The organism is Pseudomonas sp. HC1(2025) (assembly GCF_058742075.1).
Genome location: NZ_CP196017.1, coordinates 5762056 through 5778797 on the forward strand (window position 1 = coordinate 5762056; position 16742 = coordinate 5778797).

Sequence of the window (16742 nt, forward strand, 5' to 3'; positions counted from 1 at the left end):
GCAACACTGCAAGGCATCCCAACCTGCCTGCGGAGAACAATAAAAATGCTGACGATCTACTCGCACGATCACCACCTGCACCATGGCCGTTGCGAATTGATGGACGGCCAGTTGATGCCCTGCTTCGAAATGCCTTCGCGCGCCGACCATGTGCTGCAACGGGTCAAGGACCGTGCACTGGGCCCGGTGCAAGCGCCCCAGGACTTTGGCCTGGCGCCGCTGCAGCGCATCCACAGCCGCGACTACCTGGAGTTCTTCCAGGGTGCCTGGGCCCGTTGGGTCGAATTCGGCCAGGACGGCGACCTGCTGCCCTACACCTGGCCCGCCCGGACCTTGCGCCGCGTGCTGCCCACCAGCCTGCACGGCCAACTGGGCTATTACAGCTTCGACGGCGGTGCGCCGATCACCGCCGGTACCTGGCAGGCGGCCTACAGCGCGGCGCAGGTCGCGCTGACCGCGCAGCAGGCGATCCAACAAGGCGCCCACAGCGCCTTCGCCTTGTGCCGGCCACCGGGGCATCACGCCGCTGGCGACTTGATGGGCGGTTACTGCTACCTCAACAACGCCGCCATCGCCGCCCAGGCTTTTATCGACCAGGGCCACAAAAAGGTCGCGATCCTCGACGTGGATTACCACCACGGCAACGGCACCCAGTCGATCTTCTATGAGCGCAGCGATGTGCTGTTCACTTCGATCCACGGGCACCCGCAGGCCGAGTTTCCGTTTTTCCTCGGTTATGCCGACGAGCTGGGCGAGGGTGCCGGCGAAGGCTTCAACTTCAATTACCCGCTGCCGGCCGGTGCCGCCTGGGACACCTGGAGCGCGGCACTGGAGCAGGCCTGCCGGGAGATCGAGGGCTATGGCGCCGACATCATCGTGGTGTCCCTGGGCGTGGACACGTTCAAGGACGATCCCATCTCGCAATTCAAGCTCGACAGCCCGGACTACCTGGCCATGGGCGCGCGTATCGCCCGCCTGGGCAAGCCGACGCTGTTTGTGATGGAAGGCGGTTACGCGGTGGCAGAAATCGGCATCAATGCCGTCAACGTTCTCGAAGGTTTTGAAGGGGCAGCCCAATGAACATGCTCAAGTCGCTTGTGCTCTGCGCCGCCGTGCTCAGCAGCGCCGCCCACGCCGAAGAAAAAACCCTGCGGGTCTACAACTGGTTCGACTACATCACGCCCAAGGCCCTGGAAGATTTCAAGGCGCAGAACCCGGCGATCAAGCTGGTGTACGACATCTTCGACACCAACGAAGCCCTGGAAGCCAAGTTGCTGACCGGCAACTCCGGGTATGACGTGGTGGTGCCGTCCAATGTGTTCCTGGCCAAGCAGATCGAAGCCGGGGTGTTCCAACCCCTGGACCGCAGCCAGTTGCCCAACTGGAACCACCTCGATCCCAAGCTGATGAAGCTGATCGAGGCCAACGACCCGGGCAACAAACACGCGGTGCCCTACATGTACGGCACCATCCTCATCGGCTTCAACCCGGACAAGGTCAAGGCCGCCCTGGGCGCCGACGCACCGGTGGACAGCTGGGATTTGATCTTCAAAGAAGAGCACATCAGCAAGCTCAAGCAATGCGGCGTGGCACTGTTGGACTCACCGTCGGAAATCCTGCCCCTGGCCCTGCAGCACCTGGGCCTGGACCCCAACAGCAGCAACCCCAAGGACTATCTCAAAGCCGAAGCGTTGCTGATGAAGATCCGCCCCTACATCACCTACTTCCACTCATCCAAATACATGGCCGATATCGCCAACGGGGATATCTGCGTGGCCGTCGGTTACTCCGGCAGTTTCTCCCAGGCCGCCAACCGCGCCCGGGAGGCCAAGAACGGGGTGATTGTCGACATGCGCCTGCCCAAGGAAGGCGCGCCGATCTGGTTCGATATGCTGGCCATTCCCAAGGGTGCAAAAAACCCGCAGGACGCCTACACCTTCATCAACTACCTGCTGCAACCCCAGGTGATCGCGCCCATCAGTGATTTTGTCGGCTACCCCAACCCCAACAAGGATGCTACCGAGCACGTCGACCCGGCGATTCGCAACAACCCCAACCTGTATCCCACCGAGGCGGCGATGGCCACGCTCTACACCCTCAAGCCCCTGGAGCGCGACGCCGAGCGTGCGCGGACCCGGGCCTGGAGCAAGATCAAGTCCGGCACCTGATCGACCTTGGCCTGGGCGCGCCGGCCCCGGCCAGGGTATTTATCTACCGTCTTCGCCGCCGCCGCAGAAACTACCGTGCAGCTCTTCAAGCCTTCCACTGGCCAAGGAGCTGCAAATGCCCAACGACTCACCCGCCCCCCACAACCGTCCGCCAAGTGCCTATGAGCTGCTGATGCAATTGAGTACCGGCCCCTCCATCCGTGAAGTCGCCGCGAACCTGCTACGTGCAGCCCTCAAGGAGCAATACCCGACACTGAACATCGAGCCGGACCTGGCCATGGTCGTCACACCGCATTGGCGCATCGTCGGCGATGCGATCCAGGCAGCGCCGGCGTCTACCGAATCACTGACCTCGGTCCTGGCCAACCAGGCCCTGTCGCCTGAGCCGGTGATCTATATCGACGGCGAGCATTTCCTCACCCTGGAGCCCGCAGCCCAGCCCCCCGACCACCTGCCCGTGAAGATCGATGCTATCGCACGGCTGGTCAACGAGCTGTCGGCCCTGATCTTCAGCGCTTTCCAGGAGCAGCAGTTGGACTACTGGAATGCCTCCAACGGCCTGGCAGGCCCCCGCTGGCAGACACTCGCCCATTCCTTGCGCAACGTATGGAACGTTACGGCCCAGGAAGGCTGGGATGAGCAAGATTGCGCCATGGCCAGGACGCTGTTCCACTTCCCGCAGCTGGCCAGGCGCAAAACCTCCGATACCTTCCAGACCCACGCTTACCTGGTCGACATTGATGCCAGCCACGAAAACCAGTCCATTCACGTTGGCCTGTCGGATATCGCGGTGCTGATCGGCGTACACGAGCAACAGCAGCGCATCCTCACGTATTCGCTGAGCACTGGTTATGCGAAATTCGACTCCCTGGACGCCTTCGGCCAAGCCCTGCCCACAGGCCTGACGCAAAGTGCGGCGCAGGTGAACGTGCAATGGCGCCTGTACGAACCGCAGGGGGATTTCTTCGAGAGCCAGGCGTGTAACCTGGTCGCCCTGCAACTGGAGGCCATCGGCTCGGTGGGCTCGTCCGGCATCGAAGCACCTCCCGCAGCAGCGGTCGGCGGCCAGGCGGTCGCCCGCATCCTGCCGGTGATTGAGGACCTGAGCAGCCACTCACTGTCGAACATCCGCCAGATACATGAAGAGCTTCCCGAGTGGCTGACCGGCGCCTCAGACCTCGACATCTCGACCTACAGCCGCTACCTGATCGACCTGGCCGAACTGCACACCCACAACCACGGGCGCACGTTCCAGGACGGTATCCCGGCAATCCGCGACTACGCCCGGGAGCAGTTGCAAGGCACACTCAAACAGCAACCCAATGGCGCGAGCCTGAACCTGGACAAGGTCGAGATCAGCATCGAGAGCCCGGTGGTCTGGGGCACTTTTGTGCTGCCCGGGGCCAGCGACATCACCCGGCGCAGCCTGATCGACCTGGCCCTGGAAAACCTCACCGGGCTGCCCACAGGAACAACCAGCATGCTCTACAACGGCGGCAAGAGCCCGACCTGGCTGACCTACACCTACCTCAAGGACCTGATCGAAACCCTCGATATCGGCGAACACTACCCGGCGCTGATCAAACGCACCCTGCTCGACGACCCTGCTGAGTCGAAGAGCCGGCAGACCCTCTACACCTCGCACTTGCGGGTGCAACTGCCGCTGCTGGCCTTGCAGTGGAAAATCCAGCGCCTGCATGGCATCGACGAGCGCGGTTACCGCTATGTGGCGGCGGCCGTGCAGGCAGAGGCGCACGAGCGCCAGGTGGAAGGGCAAGAGATCGTGTTCCGCCGCCTGGCCTTTGTCCCGACCTTGCGCCCCAGCAAGGAACAGGATGGGGTGGCGAATATGTTCGTGATCGGCCCCCGCGACCACACCCAGGGCCCGTGCCTGCTGTATCGCCCGTTGCTGACTCCGGTGCTGATCCAGTTCCCGTCCCGGCAAAACCTGCTGTATGCGATCAAGCATCAGCGCACCCTGCGCGATTCGGTGCTGGCCTGGCTGGCCGAAGACATACGCTTTAACTACGAGCAGTACGTGTTCCCCGCCGCCCTGCCCTCGCCATGGACGGTGGTGCGCGCGCTGGTGGAACCGCAAGTGGTGCTGCAAATGAGTGGCCCCATGGCCCTGAGCGACGAAGTGCTGGGCAATGATGCCCTGGCGACGTTGTTCACGGACAACGCCAATGCGCTGGTGGAGCTGGCCAACCGCCAATCGGTGTCCAATGTGCAGAAGCGCTGGGCCAGTTACCGGCAGGCCGGCTGGATGATTTTCGGCGCGGCGCTGCCCTTTTTGGGGCGCACGGTGGGGATCGCCGCATGGATCTGGCAAATCATGGACGACCTGCAAGCCACGGCCCAGGCCGAACCGGGGCCCGATGGGGAGGTTTCCTGGACGGCTCAGGTCGACCTGCTGCTCAACCTGGGCATGGCCCTGGTGCTGCACGTGACCTTGCGCCATCCACCTGAGCGAGCAGCGCAAAAGGTGGCGCTGGTGGAGACTGAACCCACACCGGTAGAACCTGAAACCACGGTTCTGGAAAAGACGCAAAAAGCACTGCCGCCGTCGCCCAAAGTCCTCGTCAGCCAGCAAGCCAACGTGTCCGAGAGCGACCTGGCCGCACGTCATCAAGGCCCCCTGCACAGCAGCGGCGCACTCAGTCGTGCGCCCTCAAGCCTGGGGGCGACCCTGGATCGCTTCAAAATTGACAAACCCGAGGGGCTGGGGGAGCCGATCGCGGAGGCCGGGGTGCACCTACATCTCTATGCCCTTGCCGATAAATGGTACGCACCGGTCGGCCCACGCTGGTTCGAGGTGACGGTGGATGAGAACGACAACGTCATGATCATCGACCCCAAACGCCCCACCCACAACGGCCCCTTGCTGCTAAGCAACCTGGCCGGCCAATGGTTTGTCGACACCCGCCTGCGCCTGCGCGGTGCCGGGTTCAGGAACCGCCGCAAAGCCGCGCAAGCCAAAGCACCTTCGCGCATCCTCGACCTGCGGCAAAAACTCAACGCGTTCAACGCCGACCAGCGACGCGGGCAAACCGAAATCACCCAGGCACATGCGGCGATAGAGCCAAAGCCAGGCCCCTCCTCCGAGCGCCAGCGCGAGGCGTACATCGACAAGGTCGACGCCCGCATGGCCGAATACGACGTGCCCATCCGCCAACTGCGGGCACTGAACATCATCGACACGGTGCCCAATTACCAGGGCAACATGATTGACTATTTGAGCCAACAACTGCTGCTGACCCGTTCAGCCGTTGCGCAACGCCTGCCCATGTTTCGCACCAAGCTATTGACCACGCTCCAGGAGCTGGAAACGATCACCTCGCGGGACGCCAAGCTTCAGGCGCAGCTCGCCGGAACGGTATCAAAGCTCAACCTGGACATGATCAAGCGCCTGCAATACGCCGAGTCGCGTTATCGCGAGCTGGAAAAGCTCGGTATCGAGGGCACCAAAATCATCCAGACCACGCTGCGCGCCCTGCCCCACTTCAAGCTGTACGACCTCAAAGCCCTGCAAATCACCCTGACCCGCTACCTGTGCATCACGCCAGGCACCGGCGAAGCGTTCACCGATGCGCACCGCCAGCTCGATGAAATCGTCAACTGCGCCGATATCAACATCCTGACCTGGGTCGAGACCCTGAGCGAATCGACCATCAGCAACCCGGACGAGCGCCTCGATGTGCTCAACAGCCTGGTAGAACAGTTCGCCATCATTGACCAGCGCTTGCTGGACCTGCACGCCGAATACCCTGAACACGTGCAGCGAGAGCCTCTGGAAGACCTGCGCCAGCGGATCGACGAATTCAACCAGCAGGCGACTCACGAACTGGTGCTGCTGCTGCGTGAGCGCAAGCCCCCGGAACCCAAGGCCGGCTCGTCCAGAACGCCGCAGACGCCGAAAAAAAAGGTTATCAAGACCCGTTTCAGCGGCGTGCTGGTGGGGGAGTTGCGGCCTGACGAGGCAGGCCTGCTGGATGTCAGGGCGCCGGTGACGGGCAAGGTCATTGCCACCTTCCACGAAAAAAGCCCCGGCGTGTGGGTGGAACGCGCAAGGCCTGCCGCAAAGCTGCCCAAGCCACAGGCTGCCGACCTCAATACCAGCATGAACGATGGGCAGCACCTGCTGGATGAGGAACCCGCCGCCACGCAGCGGGTGCTGGCGCATGCCAAAAAAGCCGGACGCATCCCGGTAGAGATCGAAGAAATGCTGCATCAGTACGCGGCACGCCTGGAGCAGGCGGTTAACACGGTCGAGGAGGCGCTGACCCAGCGCAACCTCACCGAAAGCGATCGCCCCTCTGCTGCCACACTCAACCGCAAACTCAACGAGGCGGCGCAACGCCTCTACCAATTGGGCACCAACACCCGTATCAGCATGACCAAACAGCAACTGCCCACCGCCGAACGGGTGGAATGGCTGCACAGCCTGGGGAAGGTAAATATCGTCAAGGTGGTAACCCGCCGACGCCTCAAGGGGCCCGGCAAAAACTATCTGGATGAGTACGCCATCCGCGATCACCAAAGCCAGGAAGTGCTGTGGTATGCGCACTTCCACTACGAATCGCCGCAAGCCGAACTCGACAACTACACCGCCGGCCACCTCAAGACCCGCGACCAGCAAAAGCTCGGCGGCGCGATCCACCGTACGGGCTTGAGCGAGCGCGACCAGATCGCGATTTATCGCAGTGAAATCCGCCCGCCACTGGCGCGTGCCCTGTTCTTCCAGAACTGAGGCTCAACCGGCCTGCCAGGCCCGGCGCAACCGGGCCAGCGCCTGGGCAATAGCCTCTTCGGGCACGGCGGCAAACCCCAGCACCAGGCCGGCACGCAGCTCCGGTGCCGGCCCGGTATCGGGCAGCCAGTAGCTGCTCAGGGCGTTGATCTCCACATCCGCGGCCAAGGCCTGAGCCACCAGTTGCGCTTCACGGGCCAGGCCCTGCACCCGCACGGTGAGGTGCAAGCCGGCCGCGACACCGGGCAGGCTCCCCACACCCGGCACATCGGCCGGCCAGCCGGCCAGCACGGCATTGCGCCGGCTCAGGGCGGCGCGACGCATGCGGCGGATATGCCGCTGGAAGTGCCCCGCTGCCATGAACTCAGCCATCACTGCCTGGGTGCTGACCTCAGAGTGCCGCACATCCACGGCGCGGCGCCGGGTGAAGGCACTCACCAGCGCCTGGGGCAAAACCAGATAGCCCAGGCGCAACGCCGGGAACGCCACCTTGCCGAAGGTGCCCACGTAGAGCACCCGGCCACTGCGGTCCAGGGCGGCCAGCGGGGCCAAGGGCGCGCCGCTGTAGCGGTACTCGCCGTCGTAGTCGTCCTCGATGACCCAGCCACCGGTGCGCTCGGCCCAGGCCAGCAGCTCCAGGCGCCGGGCCAGGCTCATCACCACTCCCGTCGGGTATTGGTGCGAGGGCGTGACGTAGGCCAGGCGGCAATCGCTGAGCGCGTTCAACGCGGTGCAGTCGATGCCGCCAGCGTCCACTGCCACGCCTTGGAGTTTCGCCCCGGCAATGGCGAACGCATGTCCGGCCGCCCGATAACCGGGATTTTCAATCGCCACTCCATCCCCGGGCTCCACCAGCAGCTGTGCACAAAGACTGATCGCCTGTTGCGCGCCACTGGTGATCACTATTTGCTCAGCAGTGCACTGCATGCCTCGCGAGCTACGCAAGTAGGCGGCGATCAGCCCGCGCAGGCGCGCGTCCCCTGCCGGGTCGCCGTAGCACAACTGCTGCAGGTTCGGCTTGCGCCAAAAAGCCGCATTCAGCTTGGCCCACACGTCAAACGGGAACAGATCGAAGGCCGGCACACCCACGCGAAAAGCCCGTGGCGGGCCAGCCGGCGGCAAGGGTAAATGGTTGCTTTCCAGACGACCCAAGGCGCCGCTGTGGATAACTGCACTGGATGAAAATCCAGGCAGGTCGGCGTGAATTGTGGATAAAGCTGGGGATAAGCCTGTTGATAACCCTGTGGACACTTTTGTGGATAGTTTTTTTTCCAATTGCGCCACATAGGTCCCGTCACCCACCCGCCCTTCGATAAAGCCTTCGGCATACAGCTGGTCGTAGGCCCGCACCACGCTATTGCGGGAAATCCCCAGGGCCGCTGCCAGGTCGCGGCTAGCCGGCAGGCGAGTGCCACTGGCCAGTCGCCCATCCAGCACGCGCTGGCGCAGCGCCTCGTACAACTGGCGTGTCAGGCCTTGGCGACGATCAAGCTCGATACCAGCAGGGTTAAACGACATGGGCGACATATTGGACCTATGAAATTGGTCTGAGATGGCTCTTACAACGAACCATTAGCCTGCCTAGGATGCACGTATTCGCCAAGGAAAATATTCATGTACACACCGTCCGCCTTTGCTCTCGACGATTTGCCCGAACAGCAGCAACTGATCCAGCACACGCGCCTGGCGCAACTGGTGACCTTTGGCGAACAAGGCCTGCAAGCCAGCCACCTGCCGCTGCTGCTCAACCCCGACGAGGGCCCCAACGGCACCCTCTACGGGCACCTGGCCAAGGCCAACCCTCAGTGGCGCGACCTACAAAATGGTAGCGAAGCGCTGGTGATCTTCGCGGGCGCCGAGGCCTACGTCAGCCCGGCGTTCTACCCGGCCAAGGCCGAACACGGCAAAGTGGTGCCAACCTGGAACTACCTGGCGGTACACGCCTACGGCAAGGCCCAGGTGTTTACCGATGCCGAGCGCTTGCTGGCGGTGGTCAGTGCGCTGACCGATCGCCATGAAGGCCGCCGCGCCCAGCCATGGAAAGTCAGCGACGCCCCGGCCAGCTACATTGACGGCATGCTTAAGGCCATCGTCGGCTTCGTCCTGCCAATCGAGCGCCTGATCGGCAAACGCAAGCTCAGCCAGAACCGCAGCGCGGCCGACATTGCCGGGGTGCGCGAAGGACTGGCCGCCAGCGTTGATATGCGTGACCAAACCCTCGCCCGATTCATTCCCAAGGACCGCACATGAGCCAGATCGAAATCCGCCGGGTAGCAGCCACCGAGCACGCCGCCTGGTTACCGCTGTGGCAGGCCTACCTGCGCTTCTATAACACCGAGTTGCCTGACGCGGTCAGCGCCAGCACCTGGCAACGCCTGCTCGACCCCAGCGAACCGACCCATTCGGCCCTGGCCTGGCAGGATGGCAAGGCGGTGGGCATGGTCAACTTTATCTATCACCGCTCCAACTGGAGCATCGAAAACTCCTGTTACCTGCAAGACCTGTTCGTGGAGCCCGGCCAACGCGGCACCGGGGTTGGTCGCCAACTGATCGAGTTCGTCTACACCACCGCCAAGGCCGAGGGGTGCGCCAAGGTCCACTGGTTGACCCATGAGAGCAACGCCACGGCGATCCAGTTGTATGAACGCATTGCCGAACGTCCCGGCTTTATCCAATTTCGCAAAGGCCTTTAAGGAGTACCCCATGTCGACCTCACTTGCAGATTGGAAAGGCGCCCCCGCGCCCACCGCCCAATTGATCGAAGGGCGCTTTATCCGCCTGGAAAAACTCGACCCGGCCCGCCACGCCGATGGCTTGTGGCAAGCCCTCCAGGGCCCCGGCGCCGACCCCAAGCTGTGGGACTATTTGCCCTACGGCCCGTTTCCCGAGCGCGCCGCGTTCGACGCGTGGTTGAACAACCACGCGGCCAACAGCGACCCATACTTTTTCAGCGTGATCGACCGCGCCAGCGGCGACGTGCAGGGCATCCTCAGCCTGATGTCGATCGTCCCGGCCCAGGGCCGCATCGAAATCGGCCACGTCACCTTCGGCGCACCGATGCAGCGCTCGCCCAAAAGCACCGAGGCCGTGTACCTGCTGGCCCGGCACTCGTTCGAGCTGGGCTACCGCCGCCTGGAATGGAAGTGCAACAACGGCAACGCCCGCTCCAAATACGCCGCCGAGCGGCTGGGATTCAGTTTTGAAGGGGTGTTCCGCCAGCATATGGTGGTCAAGGGGCAGAACCGCGATACCGCGTGGTACTCGATCCTCGATGGGGAATGGCCGAAGGTAGGCGCGGGGTTTGAGGCGTGGCTATCCGAGACTAACCAGACAGCGGATGGGCAGGCGAAAAGCCTGGCGCAATGCCGGGGCTGACGGTCAGTTCAGCGACCGCCGGACCTTGACCACGCCCATCTGCAAACCGAACGGCCGGAACACCGCGTTCAACGACTTGAGCGTCTGATTGCCCTCGCCATGCTCGATATGCACCAGGGTGCGCAGGGAAATCTTGCACATCCTGGCGCATTGGCTCTGGTGCACTCCGATGACGTCCACGCGCAGCCGACGCACGGCTTCGCCGATCTGCAGGGTGCCTTCGGCCAGGCCCTGCTTTGCGCTTTGGATCAACAAAGCGCGTGTCCAGGCCACAACCCGCACGTATGTATTCGCCCCGGACTAAAGACATCTCCCTCCCACCTAAAACGCTGCTCCTGACAGTTATCCCTCCGCCGCCTCGCTAAATTCCCCGCCTCACATATCAGAGGTCGGACCCTATGCACTGCACATCCAAGCGACTCGCCCTTGCCATCACTTTCATGCTGAGTGCCTTGAGCATTCAATTGGCCGCCGCACGCGGGGATATGGGGCCACCGCCCAGCGAGCCGGACCCGGCCAGCCCTTTTTATTTCATTGACTACGCCACCACCGGCAATGGCCGGGGCGTGGCCCAGGTGCTGGACCGTGCAGTGGATGCCTTGCTGGAGTCAGGCAACCTGAGCGTGCGCGAGCAGTATCTGATTGCAGATGACGCCCGCTATATGGGCAACCTGGCCCCCGGAAGAATCGGCGCGGTGCTTGAGCAACTGGCCGGCAGCCAGAACGCCAACCTGGGCAACGCCACCCAAAGCAGCCTCAAGCCACTGCAAAGCAGTTTGCTGTCGGCCATGGGCGAGATGAACGGCGACGCCAACAGCCGCGTCTGGCTGCAAGGCCTGGGCAACGCCGGCAGCCTGGACGGCCAGCACGGCGGTGGTGATTTACAGCAGCGTAACCAGGGCCTGGTGCTGGGCGCCGATTGGGCCGTGGACCCCGCTTGGCGCGTGGGTGTAATGGGGGCCAAGACGACCAGTGACCTGAGCGCCAAACGCTTCAAGGCCGCGCTCGACAGCTGGCACCTGGGGGCATACGCGGTGCGCCAGGACGGGCCGTTGGCGTTGCGCCTGGGGGCAATCCACAGCCACCACGCCGGGCTGAACAAGCGCAGTGTCGATTTTGATTTCATCGACCATCAAGAGCAGCTCAAGGGCAAGTATTCTGCGCAAAGCCAGACGCTTTTCAGCGAGCTGGGCTATCGCGTGGACCACGGCAGTTTCACCGTCGAACCGTTCGCGGGCGTCGGTTATCAGCGTTACCAACGCGAGCGCTTCAAGGAAAAAGGCGGCCTCAGCGCCCTCAATGTCGGCGAGCAGACCCAGGCGAACCTCAACAGCACCTTCGGCCTGCGCATGACCAGCCTCTATACCCTGGACAACCAGATGACCCTCAAACCCCACGCCAGCGCCAGCTGGAAACACCTGTACGGCGACGTCGACAGCCGCGTGCGCCAATCGTCGGCATGGGTGAACAAGGACGAGTTCAACAGCACCTTCACCATCGAAGGCACGTCCCTGGACCGCGACAGTATGGCGCTGCAAGCCGGGCTGGGCCTGGGCATCTCCACCAGGCAAAGCGTCGGCCTGACCTACACCGGCGATTTTGGCGCCCGCAGCAACAGCCAGGCCGTCATGGGCCAATGGACCCTGAGCTTCTGATTGGCGCTTTATTACAGGCAAAAAAAGGGGGCAACATGCCCCCCGAGGATTAAGCGGTAGTGTCGAAGGCTGGATATCAGCCTTCGATTTCGATCAGGATTTCGCCCGGGTTGACCCGGTCGCCCTTGGCTACGTGAACGGCGGTGACTTTGCCGGCGATGGCCGCCTGCACCTCGGTCTCCATCTTCATCGCTTCGGTGATCAGCACGGCCTGGCCGGCCTTGACCACGTCGCCTTCCTTGACCAGAACATCGACGATATTGCCCGGCATCGCCGTGCTCACATGGCCCGGCGCGCTGGCCTGCTTGCGCTTGCTGGTGCCGCCGCCGACAAACTCGTTGAGCGGTTCGAACACCACTTCTTCCGGCATCCCGTCGATGGACAGGTAGAAGTGGCGCTTGCCTTCGGCCTTGACGCCAACACCGGTGATATCCACGCGGTAGCTTTCACCGTGTACGTCGATGACGAACTCGGTCGGCACACCTTCACCGCCAGCACGGGCTACACCACCGGCTTCAGGAATCGGCAGCAGCACTTCAGGGGACAAGGTGCCGGCATCGCGCTCTTCCAGGAACTTGCGCCCGATATCGGGGAACATGGCGTAGGTCAGCACGTCTTCTTCGGACTTGGCCAATGCGCCGATCTCGCCGCGCAACTTGGTCATTTCCGGCTTGAGCAGGTCGGCTGGGCGCACGTCGATCACGTCTTCGCTGCCGATGGCCTGGCGCCGCAGTTTCTCGTTCACGGTGCCCGGCGCCTTGCCGTAGCCGCCTTGCAGGTACAGCTTCACTTCATTGGTGATGGTTTTGTAGCGCTCGCCAGCGAGCACGTTGAAGAACGCCTGGGTGCCAACGATCTGCGAGGTTGGCGTGACCAGCGGCGGGAAGCCGAGGTCTTCACGCACCCGTGGGATTTCCGCCAGCACTTCGCTCATGCGGTTGAGGGCGCCCTGCTCTTTCAACTGGTTGGCCAGGTTGGAAATCATCCCGCCCGGCACCTGGTTGACTTGCACGCGGGTGTCGACGGCGGTGAATTCGCTTTCGAACTGGTGGTATTTCTTACGCACGGCGTAGAAGTACAGGCCGATTTCCTGCAGCAGTTCCAGGTCCAGGCCGGTGTCGAATTCGCTGCCTTTGAGGGCGGCGACCATCGACTCGGTGCCCGGGTGGCTGGTGCCCCAGGCGAAGCTGGAGATGGCGGTGTCGATATGGTCGGCACCGTTTTCGATGGCCTTGAGTTGGCACATCGCGGCCAGGCCAGCGGTGTCATGGGAGTGGATAAAGATCGGCAGGCTCTGCTCGGCCTTCAGCGCCTTGACCAGTTCACCGGTGGCGTACGGGGTCAGCAGGCCGGCCATGTCCTTGATCGCGATGGAATCGCAACCCATGGACTCCAACTGCTTGGCCTGGGCCACGAACGCCTCGATGGTGTGCACCGGGCTGGTGGTGTAGGCGATGGTGCCCTGGGCGTGTTTGCCCGCAGCTTTCACCGCTTCGATGGCCACCCGCAGGTTACGCACGTCGTTCATCGCGTCGAAGATGCGGAACACGTCGATACCATTTACCGCGGCCTTGGCGACGAAGGCCTTGACCACATCGTCACTGTAATGGCGGTAGCCCAGCAGGTTCTGCCCACGCAACAGCATTTGCAGGCGCGTGTTAGGCAACGCGGCGCGCAGTTTGCGCAGGCGCTCCCACGGGTCTTCTTTCAAGAAGCGCACGCAGGCGTCAAAGGTCGCGCCGCCCCAGACTTCCAGGGACCAGTAGCCGACTTTGTCGAGCTTGTCGCAGATCGGCAGCATGTCGTCGGTGCGCATGCGGGTGGCCAGCAACGATTGGTGGGCGTCGCGCAGGATGGTGTCGGTTACGAAGATTTTCTTAGACATTGGAATGTTCCTCACAGGCCTGCGTGGGCGGCGATGGCGGCGGCGATGGCCAGGGCCAGCTCTTCGGGTTTGCGCTTGATCGAGTAGTTGGTCAGCTCAGGGTGGCTTTCCACAAAACTGGTGTTGAACTGGCCGCTGCGAAATTCCGGGTTGCGCAGGATTTCCTGGTAGTAGGCGGCGGTGGTCTTCACGCCTTGCAGGCGCATGTCGTCCAGGGCACGCAGGCCGCGGTCCATGGCTTCTTCCCAGGTCAACGCCCACACCACCAGCTTCAGGCACATGGAGTCGTAGAACGGCGGGATGGTGTAGCCGGTGTAGATCGCCGTGTCGGTACGCACGCCAGGGCCGCCGGGGGCGTAGTAACGGGTGATCTTGCCGAAGCTTGGGAGGAAGTTGTTCTTCGGGTCTTCGGCGTTGATACGAAACTGCAACGCAAAGCCACGGTGCTGGATATCTTCCTGCTTTACCGACAGCGGCAGGCCGGAAGCGATGCGGATCTGCTCGCGGACGATATCAATGCCGGTGATTTCTTCGGTGATGGTGTGCTCCACCTGCACCCGGGTGTTCATCTCCATGAAGTACACCTCGCCCTCGGCGAGCAGGAACTCCACGGTGCCGGCGTTCTCGTAGCCCACAGCCTTGGCCGCACGCACCGACAGGTCGCCGATATAGGCGCGCTGCTCGGGGGTCAGCTGGGGGCTAGGGGCGATTTCGATGAGCTTCTGGTTACGGCGCTGGATCGAACAATCGCGCTCGAACAGATGCACCACGTTGCCAAAGCTGTCACCGAGGATCTGCGCCTCGATGTGCTTGGGATTGACGATGCATTTTTCCAGGAACACTTCCGCCGAACCAAAGGCCTTGGTGGCCTCGGAGATCACGCGGGGGAAGGCTTGTTCGAGCTCTTCACGGCTGTTGCAGCGACGAATGCCGCGCCCGCCACCACCGGAGGTGGCCTTGAGCATCACCGGGTAGCCGATGCGGTCGCCTTCGGTCAGCGCCTCGGCGATGTCGGCGACGTTGCCTTCGGTGCCCGGCGTCACCGGCACGCCGGCCTTGATCATGCTGCGACGCGCTTCGGTCTTGTCGCCCATGCGGCGAATCACTTCGGCCGATGGACCAATGAACTTGATGCCGCGTTCGGCGCAGATATCCGCCAGTTCGGCGTTTTCCGACAGGAAGCCGTAGCCTGGGTGCAATGCATCACAGCCGGTTTCCACCGCCAGGTTCACCAGCTTGCGCGGATTCAGGTAGCCGGCCAGGGGCTCGGCACCAATGCTGTGGGCCTCGTCGGCGCGCTTGACGTGCAAGGCATGCCGGTCTGCGTCGGAATAGACCGCCACCGAACGGATACCCATTTCGGCACAGGCCCGCACGATGCGGACGGCAATCTCACCACGGTTGGCGATCAGGATCTTTGTTATCACTTGGAAATTCCCTTGAGCCGATTGCTGCGTTCATCGACCTGCTAGACCAGGTCGGCGCGTGACCAAATGTTTCAAGCCAGTCGCGAGACACACACTATGCGCACTTAGGGATTAACAAAAATCAATAATTATTGGGTTGTGTATAAGTAAAGACTTATAGTTGGCCGTACAAACCCAGCGAGCCATCTTGAATTATGCGTAAGTCATTGATGCGTATGACATTACGCCAGTTGCAAATCTTCAATGAAGTCTGCGACTTGCGTTCCTACAGCCGCGCTGCCGAGGAAATGTCCCTCACGCAACCCGCCGTCAGCCTACAAATTCGCCAGCTTGAAGAGCTGATCGGCCAGCCGCTATTCGACTACGTCGGCAAAAAGCTCTACATGACCGAAGCCGCCGAAGCCCTGCAACGGGCCAGCCGGGACATTTTCGGGCGCCTGGAAAACCTCGATATGCAGCTCTCGGACATGCAAGGCTCGCTGCAGGGGCAATTGAAGCTGGCCGTGGAATCCAGCGCCAAATACTTCGTGCCGCACTTGTTCGCCGCCTTCAAGCGCCAGCACCCGGAGGTGCAGTTGCACCTGACGGTGGTCAACCGCGCCCAGGTGATCCGCCGGCTGTCGGACAACCGTGATGACCTGGTGATCATGTCCATGGTGCCCCAGGACATGGGCCTGGAATTCCTGCCGTTTCTCAATAACCCGATTGTGGCGGTGGCCCCGCCGGACCATCCGCTGAGCCTGCAAGGGCCGCTGCGCCTGCAGGACCTGGAGCCTTACACCTTGTTGCTGCGCGAGCCGGGCTCAGGGACACGGCTGGCCTGCGAGGAATACTTCAAGGAAAAGCGCGTGCACTTTACCCAGACGGTGGAAGTGGCCTCGGCCGAGGCGCAGCGCGAGTGCGTGGTGGCGGGGTTGGGCGTGGCACTGCTGACGCGCCACGCCCTGAACCTGGAGCTGGCCACCGGTGGGCTCAAGGAGCTGCCGGTGGAAGAGCTGCCGCTGTACCGCAGTTGGTGCCTGGTGCAGGCCAAGGCCAAGCGCCTGTCACCGGTGGCCCATGCGTTCCTGGGCTTTATCCGCAGCGAACGGGTGCAGATCAGCGCGCTGGCTGAACGTTTCGCTGGGCAGCCGCGGGTGCCTGCCAATGCAACTCCGGGTAGTCACTGATGCTTTGCAGCAGTTGGCGTTGTTCACAGCGATCTTCAATTGCACGTCGGAACGCCATGCGGCGCTGGTCTTCCTGCTGACGACGGGTCTTGACGGTGCTGGTGCTGTCTTCGTAGTGCCGGGCCATTTCGAGTCTCCCAATGCGAGTACGGGGAGTTCAGGATGGGCACGGGGGATGACGGTTTGGCGGCGCGAGGGTTACAGGACGATGAATCTTGCGGATGCAACACCGGCCAAAACTGTAGGAGCCGGCTTGCCGGCGATGGCGGTGCCTCAGGCGATAAGTGCGGGGCTGGCAGACCGCTATCGCAGG

Annotated in this window: 13 protein-coding genes; 8 read left to right on the forward strand and 5 right to left on the reverse strand. The window is 62.7% G+C overall.

Translation table 11 applies throughout. The features are described 5' to 3' along the window. Positions 1–45 precede the first annotated feature (45 nt). From ACSSVH_RS26065 to ACSSVH_RS26075, 3 genes are all read left to right on the forward strand, one after another. Positions 46–1080 (forward strand): histone deacetylase family protein, encoded by a 1035-nt coding sequence (locus ACSSVH_RS26065; protein ID WP_169954012.1) that lies wholly within the window; start codon positions 46–48, stop codon positions 1078–1080. Further along, complete coding sequence (locus tag ACSSVH_RS26070) at positions 1077–2168, forward strand: polyamine ABC transporter substrate-binding protein (protein WP_432754793.1); 1092 nt, start codon at positions 1077–1079, stop codon at positions 2166–2168. The genes ACSSVH_RS26065 and ACSSVH_RS26070 overlap by 4 nt, the downstream gene beginning before the upstream one ends. Before the next feature lie 115 nt (positions 2169–2283). Next, entirely contained in the window at positions 2284–6918 is a 4635-nt protein-coding gene (locus ACSSVH_RS26075) for a dermonecrotic toxin domain-containing protein (protein ID WP_492633897.1), read from the forward strand. A 3-nt stretch (positions 6919–6921) separates the two neighbouring features. Here ACSSVH_RS26075 and pdxR read toward each other — a convergent pair whose 3' ends face one another. Further along, a complete protein-coding gene (gene pdxR / locus ACSSVH_RS26080) occupies positions 6922–8445 on the reverse strand; it encodes a MocR-like pyridoxine biosynthesis transcription factor PdxR (protein WP_170057511.1) in 1524 nt (507 codons plus the stop codon). An 87-nt stretch (positions 8446–8532) separates the two neighbouring features. Here pdxR and ACSSVH_RS26085 point away from each other — a divergent pair, with 87 nt between their 5' ends. Genes ACSSVH_RS26085 through ACSSVH_RS26095 form a run of 3 tightly spaced genes read left to right on the forward strand, consistent with a single transcriptional unit; the run spans position 8533 to position 10293 of the window. After that, complete coding sequence (locus ACSSVH_RS26085) at positions 8533–9168, forward strand: FMN-binding negative transcriptional regulator (RefSeq protein ID WP_170042039.1); 636 nt, start codon at positions 8533–8535, stop codon at positions 9166–9168. Then, a complete protein-coding gene (locus ACSSVH_RS26090; protein WP_169954017.1) occupies positions 9165–9611 on the forward strand; it encodes a GNAT family N-acetyltransferase in 447 nt (148 codons plus the stop codon). Before ACSSVH_RS26085 ends, ACSSVH_RS26090 begins: the two co-directional genes overlap by 4 nt. A 10-nt stretch (positions 9612–9621) precedes the next feature. Next, positions 9622–10293 carry a GNAT family N-acetyltransferase gene (locus ACSSVH_RS26095; RefSeq protein ID WP_172313798.1) on the forward strand — a complete coding sequence of 224 codons (672 nt, stop codon included), beginning with the start codon at positions 9622–9624 and terminating at the stop codon, positions 10291–10293. 3 nt (positions 10294–10296) lie between these two features. Here the strand turns inward: ACSSVH_RS26095 and ACSSVH_RS26100 are convergent, their stop codons facing one another. Continuing rightward, a complete protein-coding gene (locus ACSSVH_RS26100) occupies positions 10297–10575 on the reverse strand; it encodes a transcriptional regulator (RefSeq protein WP_492633898.1) in 279 nt (92 codons plus the stop codon). A 116-nt stretch (positions 10576–10691) separates the two neighbouring features. Here ACSSVH_RS26100 and ACSSVH_RS26105 point away from each other — a divergent pair, with 116 nt between their 5' ends. Further along, the gene (locus ACSSVH_RS26105) at positions 10692–11948 is read left to right on the forward strand and encodes an autotransporter outer membrane beta-barrel domain-containing protein (protein ID WP_492633899.1); all 1257 of its coding nucleotides are present in this window, start codon (positions 10692–10694) and stop codon (positions 11946–11948) included. Positions 11949–12024: 76 nt separating this feature from the next. Here the strand turns inward: ACSSVH_RS26105 and oadA are convergent, their stop codons facing one another. Both oadA and ACSSVH_RS26115 read right to left on the reverse strand, forming a co-directional pair. Beyond that, positions 12025–13833: a sodium-extruding oxaloacetate decarboxylase subunit alpha gene (oadA, locus tag ACSSVH_RS26110; protein WP_170042035.1), complete on the reverse strand. Its 1809-nt coding sequence runs from the start codon at positions 13831–13833 to the stop codon at positions 12025–12027. Positions 13834–13844: 11 nt separating this feature from the next. Continuing rightward, positions 13845–15260, reverse strand: a complete 1416-nt coding sequence (locus ACSSVH_RS26115) for an acetyl-CoA carboxylase biotin carboxylase subunit (RefSeq protein ID WP_029290035.1) — start codon at positions 15258–15260, stop codon at positions 13845–13847. A 194-nt stretch (positions 15261–15454) separates the two neighbouring features. Here ACSSVH_RS26115 and ACSSVH_RS26120 point away from each other — a divergent pair, with 194 nt between their 5' ends. Beyond that, entirely contained in the window at positions 15455–16429 is a 975-nt protein-coding gene (locus ACSSVH_RS26120; protein WP_169954022.1) for a LysR family transcriptional regulator, read from the forward strand. Here the strand turns inward: ACSSVH_RS26120 and ACSSVH_RS26125 are convergent. Then, positions 16359–16556 (reverse strand): PA3496 family putative envelope integrity protein, encoded by a 198-nt coding sequence (locus ACSSVH_RS26125; protein ID WP_262376960.1) that lies wholly within the window; start codon positions 16554–16556, stop codon positions 16359–16361. The genes ACSSVH_RS26120 and ACSSVH_RS26125 overlap by 71 nt on opposite strands. Between the last annotated feature and the right edge of the window lie 186 nt (positions 16557–16742).

Bases quoted from the DNA above. Each gene is read 5' to 3' on its own strand.
- ACSSVH_RS26125 (WP_262376960.1), bottom strand. From the start codon at position 16,556: ATGGCCCGGCACTACGAAGACAGCACCAGCACCGTCAAGACCCGTCGT.
- ACSSVH_RS26120 (WP_169954022.1), top strand. From the start codon at position 15,455: ATGCGTAAGTCATTGATGCGTATGACATTACGCCAGTTGCAAATCTTC.
- ACSSVH_RS26105 (WP_492633899.1), top strand. From the start codon at position 10,692: ATGCACTGCACATCCAAGCGACTCGCCCTTGCCATCACTTTCATGCTG.
- ACSSVH_RS26085 (WP_170042039.1), top strand. From the start codon at position 8,533: ATGTACACACCGTCCGCCTTTGCTCTCGACGATTTGCCCGAACAGCAG.
- ACSSVH_RS26095 (WP_172313798.1), top strand. From the start codon at position 9,622: ATGTCGACCTCACTTGCAGATTGGAAAGGCGCCCCCGCGCCCACCGCC.
- ACSSVH_RS26075 (WP_492633897.1), top strand. From the start codon at position 2,284: ATGCCCAACGACTCACCCGCCCCCCACAACCGTCCGCCAAGTGCCTAT.
- ACSSVH_RS26065 (WP_169954012.1), top strand. From the start codon at position 46: ATGCTGACGATCTACTCGCACGATCACCACCTGCACCATGGCCGTTGC.
- ACSSVH_RS26070 (WP_432754793.1), top strand. From the start codon at position 1,077: ATGAACATGCTCAAGTCGCTTGTGCTCTGCGCCGCCGTGCTCAGCAGC.
- oadA (WP_170042035.1), bottom strand. From the start codon at position 13,833: ATGTCTAAGAAAATCTTCGTAACCGACACCATCCTGCGCGACGCCCAC.
- ACSSVH_RS26090 (WP_169954017.1), top strand. From the start codon at position 9,165: ATGAGCCAGATCGAAATCCGCCGGGTAGCAGCCACCGAGCACGCCGCC.
- pdxR (WP_170057511.1), bottom strand. From the start codon at position 8,445: ATGTCGCCCATGTCGTTTAACCCTGCTGGTATCGAGCTTGATCGTCGC.